Source organism: Paenibacillus sp. FSL R5-0378 (assembly GCF_038009285.1).
Taxonomy (GTDB): domain Bacteria; phylum Bacillota; class Bacilli; order Paenibacillales; family Paenibacillaceae; genus Paenibacillus_AQ; species Paenibacillus_AQ favisporus.
This window is the reverse complement of sequence record NZ_JBBPAY010000001.1, coordinates 5,812,328-5,836,550: the sequence shown is the minus strand read 5'-3', so window position 1 is coordinate 5,836,550 and position 24,223 is coordinate 5,812,328. Positions and strand designations below refer to the sequence as shown.

Here is a 24,223-nt window from a genome sequence, read left to right as displayed (position 1 = left end):
GGCTCGTTTGTTGTTCATCGGAACGATGGATACCGCGCTGATCCGAGAGGAGAATGCAGAGATGGCGAATAAGAAGAGCATCATTCCCGAATCGGAAGAGGAGAAGCTGAACGTCGTGTATCGCTTGACCGTGCGGATTGCCGAAGAATTGGAGCAGGCCCGGATTGCGGAATATACCCAGCTTTTGCACAGACCTTTCCGGTTGATTATGTTAAACCTGCTGTCCGGTGCGGCGCGCGGCGTCGGGGTCGCCATCGGGTTCACCTTTTTTGCCGCTACAATTATATATGTGCTGCAGGTGCTGGGAGCGCTCAATCTTCCGATTATCGGAGACTATATTGCCGATATCGTCCGGATCGTCCAGCGGCAGCTTGAGCTGAAAACGTATTAAATGAACCCTTCATCCTCTTCGCCGAGCTGGTCCATACTGACCCCTTCGCCTTGGTCCATATATTTTCGGTACTCTTGGTTACGGACAAATTCGATCTGATTCCCGTAAATATCGGTGGCGACAAAAGCTTCATACGGCTCTACGCAGCCTTCCAGCTCGTCGGAAGCTTCGATTTCGAGCTCGTTGTAGCTGTGGACCTCACGGTCTTCAGCATAAGCCGGGCTGGTGGAGCTGCCGAAGTTTTCTACGATTTGCCACGCGTCTTCGCCGTCGAAACCGTTCTGGTCATCGCGTTCGTCCAGGCTCGTCCGGCCAAAAGGAGGCATCAGAAATTCCTCTTCAACCGGGCGGTAATTCTCGACATGCACTTTAGGCGAATGCTCTTTGCAAAAAGACGTCGTCGGAACGGCTTCCAACCGCTCGTACGGGATTGGCTTTCCGCATTCCTCGCAGACGCCATAGGTTCCCTGCTGGAATCGGTCCAGCGCCATTTCAATGCGGTCCATGTGATGGTCATCAAGGTCCTGCAGCGTTAAATCGACTTCCCTGGAGTAAAGCTCGGTAGCCACATCGCCGGGATGGTTGTCGATGTTCGACAGCTCGCCGGTCTGGTCGCGCATGGAGTCTTCCAGGCCGTAATGCTCGTTGCTGTCATCCTTTTGGCGGATGGATTCCTGCTGTTCCTTAAGCATGCTGTGCAAATGATCCAGCTGTGATTGTGTGAGATGCTGCATGACAAAGCCCCTTTCCGCTTCGGATCAACAAAACGATAAAGACGATTTCTTTTCATATCTAGAATGTGCTGATGAAGCCTGTTTTACAGAAGGAAATTGTTTTCGCCATTCCCCGTTTATGGACGGTTTCCGGCGCCCTATGCTACAATAAACAAGTCTTTACATGACGTGAAAGGCTGTGTCCGAGCGGACGGGCCTAATGAATAAGAACGGAGTGACAAATGGCTGTGGTGTACTACTTAATCGCTTTAATCGTGTTTTTGGTGGATCAGGGCGCCAAGTATTTAATTGCCACCAGATTGGAATTAGCAGAGGAAATTCCGGTGATTGGCAACTTTTTTCTGATTACCTCCCACCGGAACACGGGTGCAGCCTTCGGTATTCTTCCCAACCAGCGCTGGTTTTTTATCGTGATTACCATCGTCGTGGTGGTGGCGATTATCTGGTATATGAACCGGGTGAGAAAATCGTCTTCGCGCAAGCTGCTTCCGGTAGCGCTTAGCCTCGTCCTGGGAGGGGCGATCGGCAACTTTCTCGACCGTGCGCTGAACGGCGAAGTGGTGGACTTTTTACAATTCAATTTCGGCAGCTATACGTTTCCGATTTTTAATGTGGCCGACTCCTGCATCGTGATCGGGGTGGCGCTCATTATACTGGATTCGCTGATGGACATGAACCGAACCGAATCGAACAACAAGAGCAATGAAGGGAATGAACCGGTTTGATCGAAGAACAAACATCCGGAGCGGGGGAAAACCCGGAGAGTGCGGATATCAGGGAGTGGGTCGTTGACCCTGTCCATGCCAAAGAACGCATCGATAAATATATTACGGAATCCTGGGAGGAGGACATTTCCCGGTCCCAGGTCCAGCTCTGGATCAGCGCAGGCCATGTGCTTGTGAACGGTCAGCCGGTCAAAGCCAATTATAAGCTGGCGGCGGGCGACCGCTTGGAAGTGACCGTCCCGGAGCCGGCCGCCGTCGAGATCGTACCGGAGGACATTCCACTGAATGTCGCTTTCGAGGACAAGGATGTCATCGTGGTCAACAAGCCGCGGGGGATGGTCGTTCATCCTGCGCCCGGGCATGCCTCGGGGACTCTGGTGAATGCGCTGATGTACCACTGTAAGGATTTGTCCGGCATTAACGGGGAGCTGCGTCCAGGCATCGTTCACCGGATCGATAAGGACACTTCCGGCTTGATCATGGCCGCAAAGAACGATATGGCCCACGCCTCTTTGGCCGCCCAGCTCAAAGACCACAGCGTGACCCGGCGCTATTATGCCCTGGTCCACGGCAATGTCAGCCATGATCAAGGAACGATAGACGCTCCGATCGGGCGCGATCCAATCGACCGCAAAATGTATACCGTGACGGAGAAGAACAGCAAGCACGCCGTCACCCATTTTACGGTCAAGGAGCGCTTTGGCGATTACACCCTGCTGGAGCTTCAGCTCGAAACCGGGCGGACTCACCAGATCCGGGTGCACATGAAGTTCATCGGCCATCCGCTCGTAGGAGATCCGGTGTACGGACGGAGCAAAGGCATCAAAATGAACGGACAAGCGCTGCACGCCGGCGTGCTTGGGTTCATCCATCCGGCAAGCGGCGAATATATGGAGTTCTCAGCGCCGATTCCCGGCGATATGGAGGATCTGCTGACATCGCTGCGCAGCCGTTGAAAGTACAAATCATACGATAATTAGTCCATGGCATTCCGCCATGGATTCCTTCATATTTAGGGGTGTAGAAATTGAAGTAGGAGATGAAAGAATACATGAGCATCGAACAGTACCAACAAACGTACATTCAGAACAGCTTTGCGGACCGGATCGGCGGTTCCAATTATGGTAAAGACACAGCCATCTATAAATTTGAAAAAATCAAGCGGGCCAAAGCCCAGGCTAAAAAGGACTTCCCTGACGTAGAACTGATCGACCTTGGCGTAGGCGAACCGGATGAAATGGCTGATGCCGGCATCGTGGCCAAGCTTGCGGAAGAAGCGGCCAAGCCGGAGAACCGCGGCTATGCAGATAACGGAATTCCTGAATTCAAGGAAGCAGCAGCCAAATACTTGAAGGAAGTCTTCAACGTGGACGGCATCGATCCGCAGACAGAAGTGCTCCACTCCATCGGCTCCAAGCCAGCCCTGGCGATGCTTCCATCGGTGTTCATCAACCCTGGCGACGTGACTATCATCACCGTGCCTGGTTATCCCGTTCTGGGAACCCACACGAAATACCTCGGCGGGGAAGTATACACCATTGAGCTGAAGAAGGAAAACAACTTCCTGCCGGATCTGAAGAGCATTCCGGAAGACATCGCTCAGCGCGCCAAGCTGATCTACCTGAACTATCCGAACAACCCGACGGGCGCAAGCGCCACGGTCGAGTTCTTCACCGAAGTGGTGGAATGGGCGAAGAAGTACGACATCGTCGTCGTTCATGACGCTCCTTACGCAGCCCTGACTTATGACGGACTGAAGCCGCTGAGCTTCCTGTCGATTCCAGGTGCGAAGGACGTAGGTGTCGAGCTGCACTCCCTGTCCAAATCCTACAACATGACCGGCTGGCGGATCGGCTTTATCGCTGGTAACCCGCTCGTGGTGAAAGCCTTCGGCGACGTGAAAGACAACAACGACTCCGGCCAGTTTATCGCCATCCAGAAAGCGGCCGCTTACGGTCTCGCCCATCCGGAAATTACGGAGAAAATTGCGGAGAAATATTCCCGCCGCCACGATATGCTGGTAGCCGTGCTGAACGAGCTGGGCTTCCAGGCCGAGAAACCGAAAGGCTCCTTCTTCCTCTATGTGGAAGCGCCTAAAGGCATTAAAGGCGGAGTCCGCTTCAATTCCGGCGAGGACTTCTCCCAGTTCTTGATCCGCGAGAAGCTGATCTCCACCGTGCCTTGGGATGATGCCGGCAGCTTTGTCCGTTTCTCCGTCACTTTCGAAGCGAAGGGCCAAGAAGACGAGAAGCGCGTCATTGCCGAAATTAAACGCCGCCTGAGCGACGTGGAATTCGAGTTTTAATTCAATGTGCAGCAAGATCCGTCCCTGACATGCAGGGCGGATCTTTTTTTTGGCCGCAGCGTTAAACAGCCTGCCGGAGCGGCTGAAGGAACTGGAAACAAGCCCATGATTTTTGCGGCCAAACATGGTAAAGTGGACATAGCAATACGGGCGCTTGTTTTTGAGAACAAGGCCTGAAGTGGGAGTTGAGCAGCTCTGTTTAAACATTGGAAATGGGATTTGTATGTCGAACATTTGGGCGAATTGCGGAAGCGCCTGTTCTGGATTTTGGGCGCGTTTTTGGTGTCAATGATCGCGGCGCTGTTCGTGGTGGGCGACGTGCTTCACTTCTTGAGGGGCAGGCCGCCGGCCTCACTGGTCGAATGGAACGCGTTCAGCCCGTGGGAAGGCGTTCGCATGTATATGTACATTGCCGCAGCCTTGTCGCTGGTCGTAGCGGTACCTTTTACGATGCTGCAAATTTGGGCTTTTGCCAAAAAGGGACTGCGCAAGAGCGAGCAGAAAGCGGCGCTAAAGTATGTGCCAGCTGCGTTCGTACTGCTGCTTGTCGGGTTTGCTTTTGCCTATTTTGTCGTGTTCCCGATGGCGTTTCGCTTTACGACGAGTATGACCAAAAACCTGGGATTGGTGGAGACGTACGGCATTGCGCAGTACTTTACGTTTCTGACCAACATCGTGGTTCCGGTGTCGCTTGCCTTTGAGCTGCCGGTGCTGGTGATGCTGCTGACAAGGCTGCGTGTCATCAACCCGGGACTGCTGGGGAAAATGCGTAAAGTCTCGTACATGGTGCTGGTTTTCATCGCGTGCATGATTTCTCCGCCGGAGTTTTTTTCGCATATTTCGGTGTCGGTACCGTTTATTCTGCTGTACGAAATCAGCGTTTTGATGTCCAAGCTGGTATACCGCAAGCAAATGCAGATGGATGCGGGAACCAAGGACCGGATGAATTATGGATCTGCTTAATGCAGGTTCGACCGTGGGCGTTGAAAGTGTACTGAAATCAAGTGGAGAAGATGGTTTATAAATTGGGTTTTAAGGGAGGACGATTTACGTTATGCTAAGCGATATCGGTTTGCCGGGTTTCATATTGCTGGCCGTGCTTGCGCTGCTATTATTCGGACCAAACAAGCTGCCCGGACTGGGCCGCTCGGCCGGACGCATGCTGCGGGAATTTAAAAACGAAATGAGCGACATTATGGGCGACTCGCCGCGCCAGAAGCGCAGCTCCGCCCAGGAGCCCATAACGGAACAGGGGCAGCAGCCTCAAGCGGCTCGGACGGAATCCGCCGCATCCCCGCGTCTGCCGGAATAAAATTCCACGGATCGGGAAGGCTAAGCTCGGTTGACAGCAGACGTTCAGTCTGTCATAATCATCTTTAGTTGAATAGCACCTTTAAATCAGTCCCGTGAGACTGGCAAGGTAACGTGAACCGAGGTTCACTTCGCGGCAGCATACTGTCTGCTTTAAGCCGCCCAGCGAATCTCTATGTCTATCAGCGCATGCTGATGGCTTCTAACTCCTTGCCTACGGGCAGGGAGTTTTTTTGTTATCTGGGTCCCCTCCAAGCATCTGAAGAGGCATCAAAGCCTCGCTTTGTGGGGAACCTTCACGGGTCAGCTATTTAAATCCCTTTTAGACGGAAGAAGGAGTGTGGAGCATGAGCAACGAGGTGCATGTCATTATGGATGAAACGGCAATCCGCCGTGCACTGACAAGGATTGCACACGAAATACTGGAGAAGAACAAGGGGATTGAAAATTGCGTGTTCATCGGCATCAAAACCAGGGGAGAATTTCTGGCCCAGCGCATCGCCGGCAAAATTCTCGAAATCGAAGGCACACCGGTTCCGTGGGGCGCTGTTGACGTCACCCGGTACCGGGACGACCAGAAAGACAGCGCAGCTTCCTTGACTGAAGCAAACATTGGCCTGGAAAAGCTCGATATTCATGATAAAAAAGTGATTTTGTTCGACGACGTGCTGTACACGGGACGGACGATCCGCGCCGCAATGGACGCCCTGATGGACTGCGGCCGGCCGCAGATGATCCAGCTGGCGGTGCTGGCGGACCGGGGACACCGGGAGCTGCCAATTCGGCCGGATTATATCGGCAAGAACGTACCGACGGCAAGGTCCGAGCAAATTGAAGTAGCCCTCACGGAAACGGACGGCAAGGACGAAGTGACGATTATGCAAAACCGGGAGGAGAAATAACATGCTAACGATGACGCAGCTGAAGGACCGGAGCCTGCTCGGACTGAAGGATCTGGGCCGCGACGAAATCGAATCGATCCTGAACCGGGCCGCATACTGGGAAGCACAGCACGAAAAGCTGGTGCAGGTGCTGGCCTCCAAATTCGTAGCCAACATGTTTTTTGAGAACAGCACGCGGACGCGCTTTTCCTTCGAAATGGCAGAGAAACGCCTGGGCGCCCAGGTGCTGAACTTTACGGCGGCTGCTTCGAGCGTAGAGAAAGGCGAATCGATCTACGACACGGTAAGAACGCTCGAATCGATGGGGATTGACGCAGGCGTCATTCGGCTGAAGCCGGCCGGGGTACTGGAGGAGTTGTCCAGCAAAATCTCGGTTCCGCTCATCAATGCAGGGGACGGAAACAATGAGCATCCGACGCAGGCGCTGCTCGACCTGTACACGATGAAGAAACGGTTCGGCAGCCTTCAAGGCTTGACGGTGTCGATCATCGGCGACATTAAGCACAGCCGGGTGGCCCGATCGGACCTGTGGGCGCTGCGCAAGTTCGGGGCCGAAGTCAAATTCTGCGCGCCGAATAATATGACGGCACCGGAGCTGGAGCCGTTTGCCAGATACGTAACGATGGAAGAGGCGCTCCGCTCGGATGTGGTCATGATGCTGCGGGTTCAGCTTGAGCGTCATGCGACCGGCATGCTGAAATCGGCGGAGGAATACAGAGCGCAGTACGGATTGACGGAGGAGCGGGCTTCCAAATTGTCCAAGCATACACTAATTATGCATCCTGCTCCGGTGAACCGGAACGTGGAGATCGACGATGCGGTTGTCGAGAGTGAACAGTCGGCGATCTTCCCGCAAATGAGCAACGGCGTTCCGATCCGTATGGCGGTCATGGAACGGGCGATGAAATAATCAGGGATATATAGGCATAAACAAAAATTATTAATAAATATACACAAAAATGAATTATTATTATACAATAGATTGGAAGCCACAGTGCCAATCAACGACCGGAGGTACTCATGATACAGATCATAACGAACGCCAGCGTACTGAACGAACAAGGGGAACAGGTAAGCAAGCATATCGTCATCGAGGACGGCATCATCAAAACATTGGTCGAACCCGATGCCGGCTGGAGTGCTCCCGAAGGGGCGGAAGTGACGGACGCTGCCGGCAAGCTGGTTACGCCCGGCTTGATCGATATGCATGTCCATCTGCGCGAACCTGGATTTGAACATAAGGAAACGATCGAGACCGGGAGCCGCTCGGCTGCCAAAGGCGGCTTCACGACCATCGCCTGCATGCCGAACACGAAACCGGTGACCGACAACCCGGAAACGGTCCAGCTGGTGCTGGAGAAGGCCCGCGAGGCGGGAATCGTGAAGGTGCTCCCTTATGCTGCGATAACGGTACGGGAGCTCGGACGGGAGCTGACGGATTTTGAAGCGCTCAAAGCAGCGGGGGCGGTCGGCTTCACCGACGACGGCGTTGGCGTACAGAACGCCAAGATGATGAAAGACGCCATGCGCCGGGCGAAAGAGCTGAACATGCCGGTGATTGCGCACTGTGAAGAGAACTCCCTGGTCGAAGGGGGGAGCGTGACGGAAGGCAAGTTTGCCGAGCAGCACGGACTGATCGGTATTCCGAACGAGTCGGAAGCGATTCATGTGGGGCGGGACATCCTGCTGGCAGAAGCGACGGGCGTGCACTACCATGTATGCCACGTCAGCACGGAACAATCAGTCCGGCTGATCCGCCAGGCCAAGGAAGTCGGCATTCACGTCACCGCCGAGGTGTGTCCGCACCATCTGCTGCTGTCGGATGAAGACATTCCGGGGCTGGACGCCAACTGGAAAATGAATCCTCCGCTGCGCTCGCCGCGGGACGTGGAAGCCTGCATCGAAGGGCTGCTGGACGGAACGCTCGACATCATCGTGACGGATCATGCGCCGCATGCGGCGGAAGAGAAAGCGAAAGGCATGGAAATGGCGCCTTTTGGCATCGTTGGCTTCGAGACGGCCTTCCCGCTCTTGTACACCAAGTTTGTGGCGACTGGCAAATGGGATCTGGCCATGCTGGTTCAGCGGATGACTTCCGATCCGGCGCGGGTGTTCGGTTTGAACACCGGGCGGCTTGAGGAAGGCGCTCCTGCTGACCTGACGATGATTGACCTGGAAACCGAAAAAGCGGTGAATCCGGAAGAGTTTGCCTCAAAGGGACGGAACACGCCGTTTACCGGGTGGAAGCTGAAGGGCTGGCCGGTTAAAACGTGGATGGACGGCAAAGTCGTGTTTGAAGCCTAAAACCGGATATAACCGGGCCGGATCGGTTGATAAAAAAGAAACAGATATAGATACTACTAGATACTAACTTAACGTAATTTGACAGAGGAGTGAGTGGGATGCAGGCAAGATTGCTGCTGGAGGACGGAACACTGTTTACGGGCAGTGCTTTCGGAGCAGAAGGTGAAACGACGGGCGAAGTCGTGTTTAATACAGGGATTACGGGATATCAAGAGGTGCTGTCAGACCCGTCGTACTGCGGGCAAATCGTCACGATGACGTTCCCGCTGATCGGCAACTACGGCATTACGCGCGACGATTTTGAGTCGGTTGCGCCATATGTGCACGGATTTGTCGTACGCCGCCATGAAACGGTGCCGAGCAACTGGCGCGCCGAGTACAGCGTGGATACGCTGCTGAAGGAATACGGGATCGTCGGCATCAGCGACATCGATACCCGCATGCTGACCCGCCTTATCCGCAGCCACGGCACGATGAAGGGGATTCTGACGACATCCGCTCAGTCCGTCGAGGAGCTGAGAGAGCGTCTTGCTGCGAGCACCCTGATGACCGATCAGGTGTCGCGCGTGTCCACGAAGCATACTTACAGCAGCCCGGGCGCTAGAGAACGGATCGTACTTATCGACTACGGCGCCAAGAGCGGTATTTTGCGCGAACTGACTTCCCGCGGCTGCGACGTGGTGGTTGTTCCGCATGATACGACGGCCGAGGAAATCCGCCGCCTGAATCCGGACGGCATTCAGCTGTCCAACGGCCCTGGGGATCCTAAAGATGTACCACACGCGATCCAGACGATCAAGGAACTGCTCGGCGAATATCCGATCTTCGGCATCTGCCTGGGTCACCAACTGTTCGCCCTGGCTTGCGGCGCCGACACCGAGAAGCTGAAATTCGGCCATCGCGGCGGCAACCATCCGGTGAAGGACTTGGCGACGAACCGCTGCTATATCACATCGCAGAACCATGGCTACACGGTTAAGGATGACTCCATTGCCGGCACAGAGCTCGAGGTTACGCATATCAACAACAACGACAAGACGGTGGAAGGGCTCAAACATAAGAAATACCCGGCCTTTACCGTGCAATACCACCCGGAAGCGGCCCCTGGCCCTTACGACAACAGCTATCTGTTTGACGAGTTCTTGAAAATGATTGCCGATCATAAACAGCAAAAACCTGCAAAACCGCGCCAGGCTGAACTGGCTGCAGCCGTGAAAGGAGCACGATAATATGCCTATCAATAAACAGCTTAAGAAAATCCTCGTTATCGGTTCTGGACCGATCGTCATCGGCCAGGCGGCTGAGTTCGACTATGCGGGCACGCAGGCATGCGAAGCGCTGAAAGAGGAAGGCGTTGAGGTTGTCCTGATCAACAGCAACCCGGCGACCATCATGACCGACACGAACACGGCGGATAAAGTATACATCGAGCCGATCACCCTGGACTTTGTAACCCAGGTCATCCGCCAGGAGCGCCCGGACGGACTGCTGCCGACGCTCGGCGGCCAGACCGGCCTTAACATGGCGGTGGAACTGGCGAGAGCAGGCGTGCTGGAGCAGGAAAACGTTAAACTGCTGGGCACCCAGCTTCATTCGATCGAAAAAGCCGAAGACCGCGACCTGTTCCGCGAACTGATGCGCGAGCTGGAACAGCCGGTACCGGAAAGCACGATCGTCACTACACTGGAAGAAGCGCTCGACTTCGCCGAAGAGATCGGCTACCCGCTGATCGTCCGTCCGGCGTACACACTCGGCGGAACCGGCGGCGGCATCTGCGCGAATGAAGAAGAACTGCGTGAGACGGTAAGTTCCGGTATCCGTTACAGCCCGATCGGCCAGTGCTTGATCGAGAAGAGCATCGCGGGTATGAAGGAAGTCGAATACGAAGTCATGCGCGATGCCAACGACAACTGCATCGTCGTATGTAACATGGAGAACTTTGATCCGGTTGGCGTTCACACCGGTGACAGTATCGTCGTAGCCCCGTCCCAAACGCTCTCGGATCGTGAATACCAAATGCTGAGATCGGCGTCGCTGAAAATTATCCGCGCGCTGAACATCGAAGGCGGATGTAACGTGCAGTTCGCCCTGGATCCGCACAGCTACCAATACTATGTCATCGAGGTTAACCCTCGCGTCAGCCGCTCTTCGGCGCTCGCTTCCAAAGCGACCGGGTACCCGATCGCCAAGATGGCGGCAAAGATCGCCCTCGGCTACACCCTGGACGAAATCGTCAACCCGGTAACCGGGCAGACTTACGCTTGCTTCGAGCCGACGCTGGACTACATCGTCAGCAAAATTCCGCGCTGGCCGTTCGATAAATTCGTACAGGCGAACCGCAAGCTGGGTACGCAAATGAAAGCGACCGGCGAAGTAATGGCTATCGGCCGCACGTTCGAGGAATCGATCCATAAAGCGATCCGCTCCCTGGAAATCGGAGTGCACCGCTTCTATCTGAAAGGTACGGAAGAGCTGAGCGAGGAAGTGCTCCGCGAGCGCCTCATCAAAGCCGACGACGAGCGGATCTTCCTGATCGCGGAAGCGTTCCGCCGCGGCTACGGCTTGCAGGAAGTTCAGGACCTGACCAAGATCGACTGGTGGTTCCTCGATAAAATCCAGGGACTGATCGCGTTCGAAGAGCAGCTTCAGGAAGACACGCTTTCTTATGAAACGCTGTACCTGGCGAAACGCCGCGGTTTCACCGACCGGGCGATTGCCGAGATCCGCAGCCAGAGCCAGGCTGGAAGCCTGACGACGGAGACGGAAGTTCGCGAGTTCCGCCTCTCGAACGGTCTGCGTCCGGTCTACAAAATGGTTGACACCTGCGCGGCCGAATTCGAAGCGACAACGCCTTACTACTACTCGACCTACGAGACGGAGAACGAAGTAACGCCGTCCAACAAGGAGAAAGTGGTCGTGCTGGGCTCCGGACCGATCCGGATCGGCCAAGGCATCGAGTTCGACTACTCGACCGTACACGCCGTGTGGGCAATTCAGAAGGCCGGATACGAAGCGGTTATCATCAACAATAACCCGGAAACGGTATCCACGGACTTCAACACGTCAGACCGCCTGTACTTCGAGCCGCTGTTCTTCGAGGACGTCATGAACGTTATCGAGCAGGAGAAGCCGATCGGCGTCATCGTGCAGTTCGGCGGCCAAACGGCCATCAACCTGGCCGGACCGCTGAGCAGAGCGGGCGTGAACATTCTCGGCACCAGCCTCGAAAGTATCGACGAAGCTGAGGACCGCAAGAAGTTTGAGGCGCTGCTCTCGAGACTGCAAATCGCCCAGCCGAAAGGCAGCACGGTTACATCGGTCGACGAAGCCGTAGACACGGCCCAATCGCTCGGCTATCCGGTGCTGGTCCGTCCATCCTACGTCCTTGGCGGACGCGCGATGGAAATCGTCTACTCCGATGACGAGCTGCTGAGCTATATGGAGCAGGCTGTTAAGATCAATCCGGAGCATCCGGTCTTGATCGACCGCTACATGCTGGGTAAAGAGGTGGAAGTCGACGCGATCTGCGACGGCGAAACCGTGGTCATCCCGGGCATCATGGAGCATATCGAGCGCGCAGGCGTGCACTCCGGCGACTCGATCGCGGTATATCCGCCGCAGCACCTGGAGGATCATCTCAAGGAGAAGATCGTATCCATCACGACGCGGATTGCGAAGGAACTGAAAACGATCGGCCTGGTCAACATCCAGTTCGTCATTTACAACGACGAAGTGTATGTCATTGAGGTAAACCCGCGCTCTTCCCGGACGGTACCGTTCCTGAGCAAAGTGACGACGATTCCGATGGCGAACCTGGCCACGCAGGCGATCCTCGGCCGCAAGCTGAAGGACGCAGGCTACAAGGAAGGCCTCTGGCCGGAAAGCGACTACGTTTCCGTCAAAGTGCCGGTGTTCTCCTTCGCGAAGCTGCGTAGAGTCGAGCCGACACTCGGACCGGAAATGAAATCGACCGGCGAAGTTATGGGACGCGACCTGCAATACGCCAAAGCGCTGTACAAAGGCTTGATCGGCGCAGGCATGAAAATTCCGGCATCGGGTGCGATCATCGTCACCGTGGCCGACAAAGATAAGGAAGAAGCTGTGGAGCTCATGAAGGGCTACAAGCGCCTTGGTTACAAGATCTATGCAACCGAAGGTACGGCTCAAGCTTTGAACGAAGCCGGACTCAACGTGACGACCGTGCAGAAGCTCAGCGACGGCACACCGAACATTCTGGATCTGATCCGCAATGGTGAGGCGCAGTTCGTATTCAACACCCTGACCAAAGGAAAAACGCCGCAGCGCGACGGATTCCGTATCCGCCGGGAAGCGGTAGAGAACGGCGTGGTCTGCATGACCTCGCTGGACACGGTCAGAGCGCTGATGAATATGCTGGATACCCTCAACTTCTCTTCGCAGGCTATGCCGGCTTTTGCGAACTGAGAAGGGGGATATTCGAGAAGCATGAATGATAAGTATACAGAAATGGCGGGCCGCTTGATCGTGGCCCTGGACTACCCGGATGCCGAAGCGGCATCCGCGCTGGTCCGCGAACTGGAAGGTATTCCCTGCTACTTGAAGGTGGGCATGCAGCTGTATTATGCTGCAGGGCCTGCTTTTGTGCGGGAATTGAAGTCTAAAGGCTACAGCGTATTTCTTGATCTGAAAATGCATGACATACCCAATACGGTAAGGGGTGGAGCAGAGAGCATCACCCGTCTTGGTGTGGACATGTTTAACGTCCATGCTGCCGGAGGTACGGCGATGATGAAAGCCGCGCTTGATGGAGCTGAATCCGCGCTTGTGGCCGATCCCGGCCTGAGCAGGCCGGTCATTATCGCGGTCACCCAGCTGACCAGCACCAGCCAGGAGACGCTCAACAGCGAGATCGGCATTCAAGGCAGCGTGCAGGACGCCGTGGTACACTACGCCAAGCTGACGCAGTCGGCCGGACTGGACGGCGTCGTCGCCTCGGCCCAGGAATCGGCGCTGATCCGCGAGGCTTGCGGCCAGCAATTTATCACGGTCACGCCGGGTATCCGGCCTGCGGGCTCCGCAGCAGGCGACCAGGCGCGCGTCCTGACGCCGGGCGAAGCCATTCGCCAAGGCAGCCATTACATCGTCGTCGGGCGTCCGATTACGGCGGCGGAAAACCCGCGTGAAGCTGCCGAACACATTATCAAGGAGATGATCGAAGCTTGACTACCCTAGCAGAAATTCCAGCCCGTATCGCATCCCATTTGCTTGAGATCGGAGCGGTGGCGCTCCGGCCGAAACAGCCGTTCACTTGGACCTCGGGCATCAAGTCGCCTATCTACTGCGATAACCGTCTGACGATGTCTTACCCTGAAATCCGGGAGCTTATCGCCGAATCGTTCGCTGCGATCATCCGGGCGCAGTATCCGGACGCGGAAGTCATTGCGGGAACGGCGACGGCCGGTATCCCTCATGCGGCGTGGGTTGCCCAGAAGCTGAATCTGCCGATGGCCTATATCCGCGACAAAGCGAAGGGGCACGGCAAGGAGAACCTGATCGAGGGCATCATCAAGCCGGGGCAAAAAGTCGTCGTCATCGAAGACTTGATCTCGACCGGCGGCAGCTCGCTCAAAGCGGCGGTAGCCGTGAAGGATGCCGGTGCCGAGCCGCTTGCCGTGCTCGCCATCTTCAGCTATCAGCTCGATAAAGGGGTACAAGCCTTTGCCGAAGCAGGGATTCCGCTGCAGACGTTGTCCAACTATGCAGCGCTGATGGAAGTGGCCCTGGAAAAGGGAGCCATTCAGCAGGAGGACGTCGAAGCGCTCAAAGCGTGGAGAGAAGATCCGTCATCGTTCGGAAACTAAGAGGACGACGCTTGTGTGAATTTCCTCAAATGGCTTTATAAAATGATACAGCAAAGGCAGCCCTAAGGGCTGCCTTTTTAAGTTGTTTACACGGATGATCGACCTTGCCGTAACCTTAAGCTTGAGGTTGCAAATGATTTAGTGGATGGCATTTTTCTCAAAATTGCCGCCGAGCACATCGGACACATGCTCAATGGCAATAAAGGCTTTGGGATCGATCTCCTGCACGAGCGCCTTCAGTTTGGCCAGCTCAAGCCGGGTGACGACGCAATAGATGACTTGTGTATCTTCCTTCGAGTAGCCGCCTCTGGCGTACATGAAGGTCGTGCTGCGTCCCAGCCGATCCTGAATCGTTTGGGAAATTTCCTCGTATTCGTTCGAGATGATGGTGACCGACTTGGACTCGTTCAAGCCCTCAACCACGATATCCATCACTTTGGAGGCCATATAGTATGTAAATATGGAGTACATCGCGGAATCCCAACCGAAAACGAATCCGGCAACAATGAAAATGAAGACGTTCATGATCATGATGATTTGGCCGACCGGCATGCGGAGCTTTTTAGACAGCAGAATCGCGACAATTTCGGTTCCGTCGAGCGAGCCGCCGAAACGGATGACGAGTCCGACGCCAAGGCCCAGAATAAGGCCGCCGAACAGGACCGCTAATATTTTCTCATTGGTAAAAGGACTGACATGATGCAGCAGCTGCGTCGTTACAGACATGACGGCGATGCCGTAAAGGGTAGAAAAGGCGAACGTTTTTCCGATCTGCTTGTATCCCAGAAATAAAAAGGGGAGGTTGATAATAAACAGAAAAATACCGAGCGGAAAGGTCGTTACTTTGGATAAGACGATCGAAATCCCGGTGATGCCGCCATCGATGATTTCATTGGGAACCAGAAATACCTCGAGCGCTACGGCCATAAGCACGGCCCCTACCGTAATAAATACAAATTTTTTGACCAGATCCGCAAAAGACAGCTTTTTATGTGTTTTTGCCATGGACATTCCCCGCTTTCCTGAAAATTAAAATGTTAAACAACTTAGTTATCAGTATAAACGATTTTTCCGCTCAGCACAAAGCAATCTCGCTTTTTTTCGAACGTTTTCGACATTTTACTAGCCGAGATTTCTGCTGCTATGAATGAACCATGGCGTTTGCGGCAACAATAGGCATCAAAACAGCTCATCTATGAAAGGAGGGTTAGCAGTAATGCGGTGGGTGTATTTCGGCAAGCTCTACCGGACGAAATTCCAGGCAGGGTGCCTGGCGAAGAGGCTGGAGCAGGACAGCTGGATTTACGGTTATGAAGAGCCGCGGCTCGTTGAAATTTTCCGTTCAAGGAGAGGCAGGTACGGTGTCCGCTTCTTGCCATGACATGGTAGGCTCCAGTGTCCTAACACCAATTCCATAAATAAATACTTGACGCAGTGGGTACATATGCTGTATATTAATTCTTGTCGCTATTTGATATGGTTAATGACGCGGGGTGGAGCAGTCCGGTAGCTCGTCGGGCTCATAACCCGAAGGCCGCAGGTTCAAATCCTGCCCCCGCAACCAATTTAACAGCCATTATCTGTACGGTATATACTTGATCAGGGCCCTTAGCTCAGTTGGTTAGAGCGGTCGGCTCATAACCGACTGGTCGGGGGTTCGAGTCCCTCAGGGCCCACCATATAGCAATATGTAAGAAACAGCATGCCGGGGTGGCGGAATTGGCAGACGCACAGGACTTAAAATCCTGCGGTAGGTGACTACCGTACCGGTTCGAGCCCGGTCCTCGGCATACAGGTAAACCATTCGAAGGAAGCCGGTTCAGTCTTTGACTGAGCCGGTTTTTTTGTGCTCATGGGCGGTAAAAGGAATGGCAATTAAAGGATTGCCGGTATAGGCAAAACATGTTATATTAAATTTTGTCGTCACAAAAGTGATAGACAAGCCGGGATGGCGGAATTGGCAGACGCACAGGACTTAAAATCCTGCGGTAGGTGACTACCGTACCGGTTCGAGCCCGGTTCTCGGCATTGGATTGGAACAAGATGAACAGGGTAAGCTGGTCCGGATCGGGGCCGGCTTATTTTTTTAGCTGCCGTTCAATGCGGTCTGACTTTCATTGATTGTGCGTCGGAAGACGTTTTTCTATAAAAATAGGTTTATATATTTACGAGAGAGGAGAAATGCTTCATGATATTTAATAACGATTGGGACGAGCAGCTGAAGGAAGAAACCGAAAAGGACTATTTTCAGGAACTCCGTTATAAGCTGGCCAAGGAATACAAGCTTCACAAAGTGTACCCGCCGAAAGAGGACCTCTTTAAAGCGCTCAAGCTGACCCCCTATGAGGATACCAAAGTGGTCATTTTGGGACAGGATCCTTATCATGGACCCGGACAGGCCCACGGCCTTAGCTTTTCGGTCAAACCCGGCGTGCGGATTCCGCCTTCCCTCGTGAACATTTACAAAGAGCTGCACAGCGATTTGGGCGTGCCGATTCCAAGCCATGGGACGCTGGTGCATTGGGCCGAGCAAGGGGTGCTGCTGCTCAATACGGTGCTGACCGTCCGGGATGGCGAGGCAAATTCGCATAAAGGATTAGGATGGGAGCGATTTACCGATGCTGTCATTGAGAAGCTGAATGAGCGGGATAAGCCGGTCGTGTTCATTCTATGGGGAAGCCATGCCCAGAAAAAAGGAGCTTTTATCGATCGGAAAAAGCATCTGGTGATCCAGTCGGTTCACCCGAGTCCGCTGTCGGTGCACCGCGGTTTTTTTGGAAGCAGGCCGTTTTCCAAAGCCAACGCGTTTTTAGCAGCCCATGGGATCAAGCCGGTCGATTGGGCGATTCCTGACAGGTAACTCATTTTCATGAGAAAGGAGGCGAAAGGGCCATGAAGAACTGGATCGGCAGGCGGGTTACCATCCTGTGCAACGACAAGCTGCATTCCCGGGTCAAGGGGACGCTTCGCAAATGGGATGAACATAACGAATGGCTCGTGCTCGGGCCGCACGACCTGAAGCTGCCGTTTGGTGAGGTTTGTACGATCCGGCTTCTTCCCGAAGGGAAAAATGCCCCTGACGCCGCGCCTCATTCGGTCGGATATATCATGAAGGACAAACGGCAGTTCGATAACGCCGTGTTGTTCGGGTCCGAGGTCATGATCTGGCGGAAGGACCGTCTGGAAGCATACAGGGCCACCCTGAGCTCGCATAATGCGGAGACGGTGACCCTATCGGACGGCCGGACTTTTCGGAAAGCGGAGTGCACTTGCGTTGTCCGGTCATTACGTGGCATGCTGTGAGACATTGGTCCTGCGGCATGCTTTTTTTCTTTACTCTTTCATGTCATCGACCTTTTCCGCCAAAAACAGCCCATACCCCCGGACGATAATGATCTTGGCAATCATGTAGACGGGAATGGCCAAAATGACGCCGATGATCCCGGATACGTCTCCGCCGATCAGCAGCAGGACGATCGCCGTCATCGGATGAATGTCCAGCTGCTTGCCGTAAATAATCGGTGTCAGCAGATTATCCTGGATCTGCTGGGAGATGATGATCACGACGAGCGACCATACGGCAACGGAAGGCGAATCGATAAAACCGATGATAACGACCGGAATGGCAGCGATGATCGCACCTACGTATGGAATCAGGTTCAGGACGATCGAGATCAGCGCGAGCAGCAGAGAGTATGGAAGCCCGATAATGAGGAAGCCGATGTACATCAGCACGCCTAGAATGAGATTCAGCACGACCCTGCCGACGATAAAGTTGCTGAGCGCCGTATCGATTTCCCGCAGCGCTTCTTTCCCTTCCTTCCGGTATTTTCGTGGAAGGATGTGCAAAATTTTAGGGGGAAGCTTGCTGCTTTCTTTCAGCATGTAATACAGCACGATCGGAACGGTAGCAATAATGACCACGACATTGGATACGACGGATATAAAATTGGAGATCGAATCCGTTACGGCCATAATCAGTCCGTTGAGATATTCACTCACGCGGGCATAAATTTCCGACTCGCTTGGCAGCGCCCTGGCGAAAAAGCTGTTTTTCTGAAGCGCCTCAAACTGCTTCTGCAAATCTTCCACGAAATAAGGCGCGTTTTCGGCAAAAGTGATCACCTGCTCGCGCAGTGTTGGCCATACCAGCACCGAAAACAGGGCGATCAGACCAACGAACACGAGGTAGATCGACAGAATCGAAAGCGACCTTTTCCAGTGGTGCTTTTCCAAGTAATTTACGATGGGCCTCAGCAAGTAGTACATGAAACCGGCCAGCATCACAGGGACCAGCAGCAGCTTGAACAGCAGCACGATCGGATTGAAAATAAACTTTACTTTGGCACCCAAATAAATAATTAAAAGTGCCGCGATGATACCCAGACATGTACGAAAATATTTGCTCTGCAGCAATCAAATCCCCCCAGCCTTCATGGACCAGCCTATGTAACGGTCTGTTTCCTCTTTTACAACCCATTAACCAAATGTCATAAGGATGATTCAGGGAGCTCCTGCCATCGCTTCTGGAAGCGGTAACCGTTTGAGGCAATCCGGGTATTCGTACAGTCAAACCGCAGGTGAACTACATAATATAGGTTGACCCCATGAAAAAGGAGGTTCAAACCTATGAGCGGAGTCGTAGGCGGCGTTGGTTATCCAGGCGGAGTTTTCAAATCGACGGGAGCGATCTTGGTCCTTTTCATCCTTTTGGTCATTATTTTGAGCTCCTGTTTTTGTTAAGGCGTAACACAACACATCCTGGCGGTATTCGGCCGGGATGTTTTTTTATGCCCGCGTTAGTTTACCTAATTACATACAGTCATTTAACCTGGGAGGGATTGAGGATGAACCAACTCGTGATCGCATTGTTCCGGACGAGACAGGATACGGCGCTGGCGGTCAGCGCGCTTTGGGAGCGTCATTTTGACAAAAAGGACGTGTCGCTGCTTGCCCTTGACAAGAGACAGTTATCTATCGTATGCCGGGATACCGGCTTGAAAGAACCCGTGTCCAGGCATGGTACCAGCGGGTTGTTCGGCGAAATCCGGGATTTAACCTCCAGCCTGACGCTGCGGGATCAAGTCACCTGGGCATCGGGACCGGCAGCGGCCAAACTTGGGGGGGCGGAAGTCGGCGGGAAGAACGACGGGCTGATTGTCAGTCTGGTGGGGATTGGCGTCCCCGAAGGGGATGCAGAAAACTATGAGAAGCTGCTGATTCAGGGGCATTTTATGGTCATAGTGGAGTGCAGTAAGGAGCGAAGCATCGAGGCGCAGCATGTTCTTGAGGCCCATCCGTGCGTAGAGACGAGAAAAGAAAAGCGTGTATCGACATAAAAAAAGGCGATCGAGTACCGATCCCCTTCCGGTCAATAAATGATTCTCCGGCTTAAGTTAACGGCCGTTCCGTATTTTTTGCTGAGGATCTTGGCCTCTTCGGTGACGTAGGCGAGGATATGCTGCAGCCGCTGGGTGGCCGGCCGGATGGTTTCTTTGACTTCTCCGTGGACGATGACGTCAAACACGATCATGATCGAATACCTCCTTATATGCGGGATAAATCCATGATAAAATACAATCATCAGAGAGGAATCAATTTGGATGGAGCGGTTTGTAAACTCTACGGTTTATACTCGCATTACATAAGACGGGTACGATAAGTTGGTAAGGTTTGCGAGAATACCAGTCGGGAGGTTGTGAGAAGTTGGATTCGATTATTAATTTTGCCCACCGGGGCGCATCTGCGGTATGTCCGGAAAATACGATGGCCGCTTTTGCCCGCAGTTTGGAGCTTGGTGCCACAGGGATTGAAACCGATGTTCAGTTAACCCGGGACGGCCGGCTTGTCCTGATTCACGACGAAACGTTGTCCCGGACGACAAACGGGAGCGGGTGGGTCAAAGACCACGACCTGGAAGAGCTGCGCAAGCTGGACGCCGGCAGCTGGTTCCATCCCGATTTTGCGGAGGAGCGCCTTCCGCTGCTGGAAGAGCTGCTGGAGCTGGTTCAGGACACCGGGACCGTCGTCAACATCGAGTTGAAAAATACGAAGGTACCTTATGCAGGGCTTGAGGAAAAGGTCATCGACTTGGTAAGAAGCTATAACCTGAGCGGGCGGATCGTCATCTCAAGCTTCAATCACTATTCCCTGCGGCTCTGCAAGCAGCTCGCGCCTGAAATCCGCACCGGCATTTTGTACATGGAGGGACTGTATGAGCCGTGGGAATATGCCCGCAGCGTTGAAGCCGACGCCCTGCACGCCTACCATTTTGCGGTGCTGCCTGAATTTGTGGCGGGAGCGAAGGCGGCCGGTAAGGTATACCACCCATGGACGGTCAACGAAGAAGAGGAAATGCGGCGTCTTATCGACGCAGGGGCAGCGGGTATCATCACCGACTACCCGGATAAGCTGGCGGCGCTGCTGAGCGCTTCAGTGCGCTCTTAAACAATGATAACCCGATGCCACGGCGGCATCGGGTTATTTTGTGCCCGTATACGTCTCCAGAACAGTGAGGGAATGCTTCACCCTTGATGATCCGGTGAATCCTCGTTCGACGGATGTTTACCTTTCTTCAATTCCCGCGCCCCTTCTTCCAGCACGTCTTCAATCATGTCCGTGGATGACGGCGTTTCATGATCGGGATCCGGAATGGGGTCGACCCCGGGGAAACGATCCTCTTCATTCGGTGTATTCATCGCCACACGTCCTTCCTATAGAATCGTTGGTACTTCCATAGTGTGTTCCTTATATGTAAGGATAAACCGTTCCAAGCGCTGCTGAACCACATTTTCCTGCACCTTCCGAGCTGAAAGATTAATCGTTATATAAAAAAATAAAGCCGCCCAGGCAGGGCAGCGAATATTAACGAATATGAATGAGGCGTGACAGATAGCCGACTTCATCCAGCGGAATCCACATGGAGCCGTACACCGTCCGCATCTTTAAAGTGCCCGGATCATCGGATTTCTCGGGGATGCCGGTAATGGATTCACCATCCAAATTTTGAACGAATAATTGATGGCCGCGGCGGATCGCCATTTCAATTTCCTTTTCCATGAGACTATTCTCCCGTATCCACATACTGGTAAGACTTTTGTATCAATAACTATCTTTATCATAAGATAATTTTCGTCTGTTGGATAGAGAACGGATGTTTGATTGGTGGGGATATGGACCTAAAATATGAATTTAATTTGAACAGTTGTGCTGAAAAATAAAAAAACCCTCCGTCTGGAGGGGCAGAAAAGAATGCCGAGCAGTTAAATCCGGATGTCTAGACGGTTTCCCAAATGGGGTGCGGCGCTGCTATCCAGCATTTTGACCAGGGATTGACCGTCCTGCGAGGCTTGATCCTTAGCGATTTTAAGCACCTGGATGCTCACATTTTGAGCCAGCCGGGACTGGCTCATGGCCATCGATAAAGCAGGGATATCCATCATAAGCCTCCTCTATGTAAAATGGGTAACATCTATGTTATCGGATGTTCGGTGTGATTTATAAAATAGATGCCGCCCGGGAACCAAGTTCCCGGGCGTGCGATCAGGGAGGTGTCATGCTGATTTCATCCGAAAAATCCGGAATTAATACATGTCTCCACCGAAGTGATCGCGACAGTGGCATCTTTTATGGTGGCGTTTTTTGAAGTGGTGGTGCTGTTTGTGAATCTTATGGCAGGAAACATGCTTTTCTTTGTGGACCTTTTTGATTACAGGCTCCCAGTCCACTTTGACGAATATCGTTTTCTTGATTTCTTTTTTAAGGATGACTGGTTTTGGTCTGCGGACATGGCAGTCACGACGGTGATCATGTTCGTGGAAAAAGAATTTACCCATTTGGTTACCCCACCTTTGTTGGAAAATGTGAAACCTGAGATATCGTATGTAATGGTTTCCTTCGCAAACACGGCGGAGGTCCATGTGGGAACAAAATAGATGATTATCTTAACGGGACAGGGCCAAAACTCTGCGGCTAATTGTGAACAAAAAAACTCTTGAAGCCTTAAGCTTCAAGAGTTTCTATAGATGATCTGCAGTGGGCTCGAACCACTGACCCCCACCCTGTCAAGATGGTGCTCTCCCAGCTGAGCTAGCAGATCGTATAAGTCAGATACATTTAATATAATAACAGCGCCATAGTTAGCTGTCAATCATTTTATTTTGCTCACGGTGAATGGCATGCTCAATTTGTTTGCCGCTCATGATTAGAAGCTAGCCAAACGGGCGAAAACTAAAGTATATTTCGAAACAGAAGGAGTGGCACGGTATGCCGAACAAAGGCGGGCTGCTCGCGGCAGGGATGTGCCTGCTGCTTGCCGGATGCTCCCCCGCGGGTGAGTTTTCGGATGCGCAGGAGCCGATCAAGCCCGGTTCAACCATGGCCGATTCACCGATTATGCTGGACGTTTACGGCAAATCGGTCAGCGAGGATGTGTATTCCAAGGGCCCTATTACGCCGCCCTGATTCTTTGGACAAGACAAGGGCCCGTGCTCCGACTGCACCGGCCCTTGTTTTTTTAGATATAGGAAAGTATTTACATCGGAGATTCGGTTTCCTTATATCGCAAGAAAAACTTCCGCAAAACGCGGCCTATCTTCCGTGAGTGTTCGTCGATAAACGTTTTTCTTATTCCTCATCCCATTTGCGCGAATACCCTTTTTGGATGACATAAATGAAAGAATAGATTAAGATGGCTGATAAAATGACGATCAGCGCAATGGTCATGCCCATAACGATCCATGGTCTCCCTTCCATAGAGCTCTCATGAGTCAACTATACAGGAAAATCATTTTTTTGTATAATGATTCAATCGTGTTTTTTATATTGATTGCATGAAAGAGAGGGTAACCGATGCCTGCAGAAATAGTATACGTGACGACCCCCGAGCAGCTGGAACATGCGCTGGACATCCGCCAGGAGGTGTTCGTCAAGGAACAAAACGTGCCCGCCGACCTGGAGATCGACGAATACGATGTGATCAGCGACAATGTTCATCATATCCTCCTTCAGGACAAGGATCAGTATGTGGCCACCGGCCGGATCATTTATTATAACAGCGATACCGCCAAGATGCAGCGAATCGCGGTTCGCCGCGAGTTCCGCACCCACGGGTTCGGCCGCATTTTGCTGATGGCGATGGAAGAGCGGGCGAGGGAACTGGGGCTGGCCTATTCCATCCTGGATGCACAGTGCCAAGCTGAACAGTTCTATGCAAAACAAGGCTACGAGGTCATTTCCAAGGAGCCGTTCGATGACGCGGGCATTCCGCATGTCCGTATGAAGAAAACACTGTAGGCTTCGTTTCTTCGTATAAATCCATGTTCTCAGGGAACGATATCCATATGTCACCTTGATATATCATGACAACTTAAGGAGTGGATATCGATGGGAAACCCGGGAAGAGAACAATTTATCGCAGTACAGAAGAACGGTGACGGCGACTTGACGGCCTTTCAAACGTCGTCGGGCCGGGTGCTCGATTACGAGCAGGCGCTGCAGGAAGTAAAAGCGGGTGCCATTGCCGGAGTAAACGTCTTTAAAGGCCGTGACGGCGAGATGTACATCCGCGGGGACGCCGACGGCGATCCGTCGAATAATCTCGATAACTTGCCTACTTTTGAATAAAAGACGAGCGTCATGTTTCCAAAAATAACAGCCGGCTGCAGAGAAGGTTCATCTTTCTGCAGCCGGCTGTGTTTTTTCACCCGTAAT

Annotated in this window: 30 protein-coding genes and 5 tRNA genes; 27 read left to right on the top strand and 8 right to left on the bottom strand. The window is 53.2% G+C overall.

Annotated elements, in window-relative coordinates; translation table 11 throughout:
• The first annotated feature begins 61 nt into the window (after positions 1-61).
• A complete protein-coding gene (locus tag MKY74_RS27145) occupies positions 62-391 on the top strand; it encodes a DUF5665 domain-containing protein (RefSeq protein WP_089548180.1) in 330 nt (109 codons plus the stop codon).
• On the opposite strand, the gene MKY74_RS27140 is transcribed toward MKY74_RS27145, so the two are convergent.
• Entirely contained in the window at positions 388-1,125 is a 738-nt protein-coding gene (locus MKY74_RS27140) for a TraR/DksA C4-type zinc finger protein (RefSeq protein ID WP_076169867.1), read from the bottom strand. The two genes, MKY74_RS27145 and MKY74_RS27140, sit on opposite strands and share 4 nt — an antisense overlap.
• A 227-nt stretch (positions 1,126-1,352) precedes the next feature.
• Between MKY74_RS27140 and lspA the strand changes: the two genes are divergently transcribed.
• From lspA to pyrE, 12 genes are all read left to right on the top strand, one after another.
• Positions 1,353-1,850 (top strand): signal peptidase II, encoded by a 498-nt coding sequence (lspA, locus tag MKY74_RS27135; RefSeq protein WP_076170153.1) that lies wholly within the window; start codon positions 1,353-1,355, stop codon positions 1,848-1,850.
• A gap of 47 nt (positions 1,851-1,897) precedes the next feature.
• Entirely contained in the window at positions 1,898-2,806 is a 909-nt protein-coding gene (locus MKY74_RS27130) for an RluA family pseudouridine synthase (RefSeq protein ID WP_240913311.1), read from the top strand.
• Positions 2,807-2,901: 95 nt separating this feature from the next.
• Positions 2,902-4,155, top strand: a complete 1,254-nt coding sequence (locus tag MKY74_RS27125) for an LL-diaminopimelate aminotransferase (RefSeq protein ID WP_076169869.1) — start codon at positions 2,902-2,904, stop codon at positions 4,153-4,155.
• Positions 4,156-4,374: 219 nt separating this feature from the next.
• The gene (gene tatC / locus MKY74_RS27120; RefSeq protein WP_244169251.1) at positions 4,375-5,118 is read left to right on the top strand and encodes a twin-arginine translocase subunit TatC; all 744 of its coding nucleotides are present in this window, start codon (positions 4,375-4,377) and stop codon (positions 5,116-5,118) included.
• Between the two features lie 91 nt (positions 5,119-5,209).
• The gene (locus MKY74_RS27115; RefSeq protein ID WP_076169871.1) at positions 5,210-5,467 is read left to right on the top strand and encodes a twin-arginine translocase TatA/TatE family subunit; all 258 of its coding nucleotides are present in this window, start codon (positions 5,210-5,212) and stop codon (positions 5,465-5,467) included.
• 346 nt (positions 5,468-5,813) lie between these two features.
• On the top strand, positions 5,814-6,368 hold the full coding sequence (gene pyrR / locus MKY74_RS27110) for a bifunctional pyr operon transcriptional regulator/uracil phosphoribosyltransferase PyrR (protein WP_076169872.1): 555 nt from the start codon (positions 5,814-5,816) through the stop codon (positions 6,366-6,368).
• Position 6,369: 1 nt separating this feature from the next.
• Entirely contained in the window at positions 6,370-7,278 is a 909-nt protein-coding gene (locus MKY74_RS27105; protein ID WP_076169873.1) for an aspartate carbamoyltransferase catalytic subunit, read from the top strand.
• A gap of 110 nt (positions 7,279-7,388) precedes the next feature.
• Complete coding sequence (locus MKY74_RS27100; protein ID WP_076169874.1) at positions 7,389-8,672, top strand: dihydroorotase; 1,284 nt, start codon at positions 7,389-7,391, stop codon at positions 8,670-8,672.
• 98 nt (positions 8,673-8,770) lie between these two features.
• The gene (locus MKY74_RS27095; protein WP_076169875.1) at positions 8,771-9,901 is read left to right on the top strand and encodes a carbamoyl phosphate synthase small subunit; all 1,131 of its coding nucleotides are present in this window, start codon (positions 8,771-8,773) and stop codon (positions 9,899-9,901) included.
• A gap of 1 nt (position 9,902) precedes the next feature.
• Positions 9,903-13,115, top strand: coding sequence for a carbamoyl-phosphate synthase large subunit (gene carB, locus MKY74_RS27090; RefSeq protein WP_076169876.1), 3,213 nt, complete (start codon positions 9,903-9,905; stop codon positions 13,113-13,115).
• Positions 13,116-13,136: 21 nt separating this feature from the next.
• Positions 13,137-13,874 carry an orotidine-5'-phosphate decarboxylase gene (pyrF, locus tag MKY74_RS27085; protein ID WP_076169877.1) on the top strand — a complete coding sequence of 246 codons (738 nt, stop codon included), beginning with the start codon at positions 13,137-13,139 and terminating at the stop codon, positions 13,872-13,874.
• Complete coding sequence (gene pyrE, locus MKY74_RS27080) at positions 13,871-14,512, top strand: orotate phosphoribosyltransferase (RefSeq protein ID WP_076169878.1); 642 nt, start codon at positions 13,871-13,873, stop codon at positions 14,510-14,512. Before pyrF ends, pyrE begins: the two co-directional genes overlap by 4 nt.
• A gap of 138 nt (positions 14,513-14,650) precedes the next feature.
• Here the strand turns inward: pyrE and MKY74_RS27075 are convergent, their stop codons facing one another.
• Positions 14,651-15,517, bottom strand: a complete 867-nt coding sequence (locus MKY74_RS27075; protein WP_076170154.1) for a YitT family protein — start codon at positions 15,515-15,517, stop codon at positions 14,651-14,653.
• Between the two features lie 211 nt (positions 15,518-15,728).
• Here MKY74_RS27075 and MKY74_RS27070 point away from each other — a divergent pair, with 211 nt between their 5' ends.
• The 7 genes from MKY74_RS27070 (at position 15,729) to MKY74_RS27040 (ending at position 17,815) form a co-directional block, all read left to right on the top strand.
• Complete coding sequence (locus tag MKY74_RS27070) at positions 15,729-15,893, top strand: hypothetical protein (RefSeq protein ID WP_163879495.1); 165 nt, start codon at positions 15,729-15,731, stop codon at positions 15,891-15,893.
• A 106-nt stretch (positions 15,894-15,999) separates the two neighbouring features.
• Positions 16,000-16,076 (top strand) — tRNA-Met (locus MKY74_RS27065).
• A gap of 38 nt (positions 16,077-16,114) precedes the next feature.
• Positions 16,115-16,191, top strand: a tRNA-Ile gene (locus MKY74_RS27060).
• Positions 16,192-16,216: 25 nt separating this feature from the next.
• A tRNA-Leu gene (locus MKY74_RS27055) sits at positions 16,217-16,302 on the top strand.
• 152 nt (positions 16,303-16,454) lie between these two features.
• Positions 16,455-16,540 (top strand) — tRNA-Leu (locus tag MKY74_RS27050).
• A gap of 163 nt (positions 16,541-16,703) precedes the next feature.
• Positions 16,704-17,372, top strand: a complete 669-nt coding sequence (locus MKY74_RS27045) for a uracil-DNA glycosylase (protein WP_076170155.1) — start codon at positions 16,704-16,706, stop codon at positions 17,370-17,372.
• A gap of 32 nt (positions 17,373-17,404) precedes the next feature.
• Complete coding sequence (locus tag MKY74_RS27040) at positions 17,405-17,815, top strand: hypothetical protein (RefSeq protein ID WP_076169879.1); 411 nt, start codon at positions 17,405-17,407, stop codon at positions 17,813-17,815.
• Between the two features lie 30 nt (positions 17,816-17,845).
• Here MKY74_RS27040 and MKY74_RS27035 read toward each other — a convergent pair whose 3' ends face one another.
• Entirely contained in the window at positions 17,846-18,928 is a 1,083-nt protein-coding gene (locus MKY74_RS27035; RefSeq protein ID WP_076169880.1) for an AI-2E family transporter, read from the bottom strand.
• 213 nt (positions 18,929-19,141) lie between these two features.
• Between MKY74_RS27035 and MKY74_RS27030 the strand changes: the two genes are divergently transcribed.
• On the top strand, positions 19,142-19,255 hold the full coding sequence (locus MKY74_RS27030) for a sporulation protein YjcZ (protein ID WP_084203873.1): 114 nt from the start codon (positions 19,142-19,144) through the stop codon (positions 19,253-19,255).
• A 104-nt stretch (positions 19,256-19,359) separates the two neighbouring features.
• Positions 19,360-19,851, top strand: coding sequence for a hypothetical protein (locus MKY74_RS27025; RefSeq protein WP_076169881.1), 492 nt, complete (start codon positions 19,360-19,362; stop codon positions 19,849-19,851).
• 32 nt (positions 19,852-19,883) lie between these two features.
• On the opposite strand, the gene MKY74_RS27020 is transcribed toward MKY74_RS27025, so the two are convergent.
• Positions 19,884-20,045 carry a mechanosensitive ion channel protein MscL gene (locus MKY74_RS27020; protein ID WP_076169882.1) on the bottom strand — a complete coding sequence of 54 codons (162 nt, stop codon included), beginning with the start codon at positions 20,043-20,045 and terminating at the stop codon, positions 19,884-19,886.
• Positions 20,046-20,218: 173 nt separating this feature from the next.
• On the opposite strand from MKY74_RS27020, the gene MKY74_RS27015 reads away from it, so the two are divergent.
• The gene (locus MKY74_RS27015; RefSeq protein ID WP_076169883.1) at positions 20,219-20,959 is read left to right on the top strand and encodes a glycerophosphodiester phosphodiesterase; all 741 of its coding nucleotides are present in this window, start codon (positions 20,219-20,221) and stop codon (positions 20,957-20,959) included.
• 77 nt (positions 20,960-21,036) lie between these two features.
• Here MKY74_RS27015 and MKY74_RS27010 read toward each other — a convergent pair whose 3' ends face one another.
• From MKY74_RS27010 to MKY74_RS27000, 3 genes are all read right to left on the bottom strand, one after another.
• Positions 21,037-21,210 (bottom strand): hypothetical protein, encoded by a 174-nt coding sequence (locus MKY74_RS27010; protein ID WP_167372867.1) that lies wholly within the window; start codon positions 21,208-21,210, stop codon positions 21,037-21,039.
• A 166-nt stretch (positions 21,211-21,376) separates the two neighbouring features.
• Positions 21,377-21,571, bottom strand: a complete 195-nt coding sequence (locus MKY74_RS27005; RefSeq protein ID WP_076169884.1) for a hypothetical protein — start codon at positions 21,569-21,571, stop codon at positions 21,377-21,379.
• A 203-nt stretch (positions 21,572-21,774) separates the two neighbouring features.
• Complete coding sequence (locus MKY74_RS27000; RefSeq protein ID WP_412973929.1) at positions 21,775-21,954, bottom strand: YjfB family protein; 180 nt, start codon at positions 21,952-21,954, stop codon at positions 21,775-21,777.
• Between the two features lie 174 nt (positions 21,955-22,128).
• Between MKY74_RS27000 and MKY74_RS26995 the strand changes: the two genes are divergently transcribed.
• Entirely contained in the window at positions 22,129-22,446 is a 318-nt protein-coding gene (locus MKY74_RS26995) for a hypothetical protein (RefSeq protein WP_143811878.1), read from the top strand.
• A 91-nt stretch (positions 22,447-22,537) separates the two neighbouring features.
• Here MKY74_RS26995 and MKY74_RS26990 read toward each other — a convergent pair.
• Positions 22,538-22,610 (bottom strand) — tRNA-Val (locus MKY74_RS26990).
• A 167-nt stretch (positions 22,611-22,777) separates the two neighbouring features.
• Here MKY74_RS26990 and MKY74_RS26985 point away from each other — a divergent pair.
• The 3 genes from MKY74_RS26985 to MKY74_RS26975 all read left to right on the top strand — a co-directional run bounded on the left by MKY74_RS26985 (position 22,778) and on the right by MKY74_RS26975 (position 24,136).
• Complete coding sequence (locus MKY74_RS26985; RefSeq protein WP_076169887.1) at positions 22,778-22,975, top strand: hypothetical protein; 198 nt, start codon at positions 22,778-22,780, stop codon at positions 22,973-22,975.
• A 387-nt stretch (positions 22,976-23,362) separates the two neighbouring features.
• Complete coding sequence (locus tag MKY74_RS26980; protein WP_076169888.1) at positions 23,363-23,806, top strand: GNAT family N-acetyltransferase; 444 nt, start codon at positions 23,363-23,365, stop codon at positions 23,804-23,806.
• A 90-nt stretch (positions 23,807-23,896) separates the two neighbouring features.
• Positions 23,897-24,136 carry a DUF3892 domain-containing protein gene (locus tag MKY74_RS26975; RefSeq protein ID WP_076169889.1) on the top strand — a complete coding sequence of 80 codons (240 nt, stop codon included), beginning with the start codon at positions 23,897-23,899 and terminating at the stop codon, positions 24,134-24,136.
• Positions 24,137-24,223 lie beyond the last annotated feature (87 nt).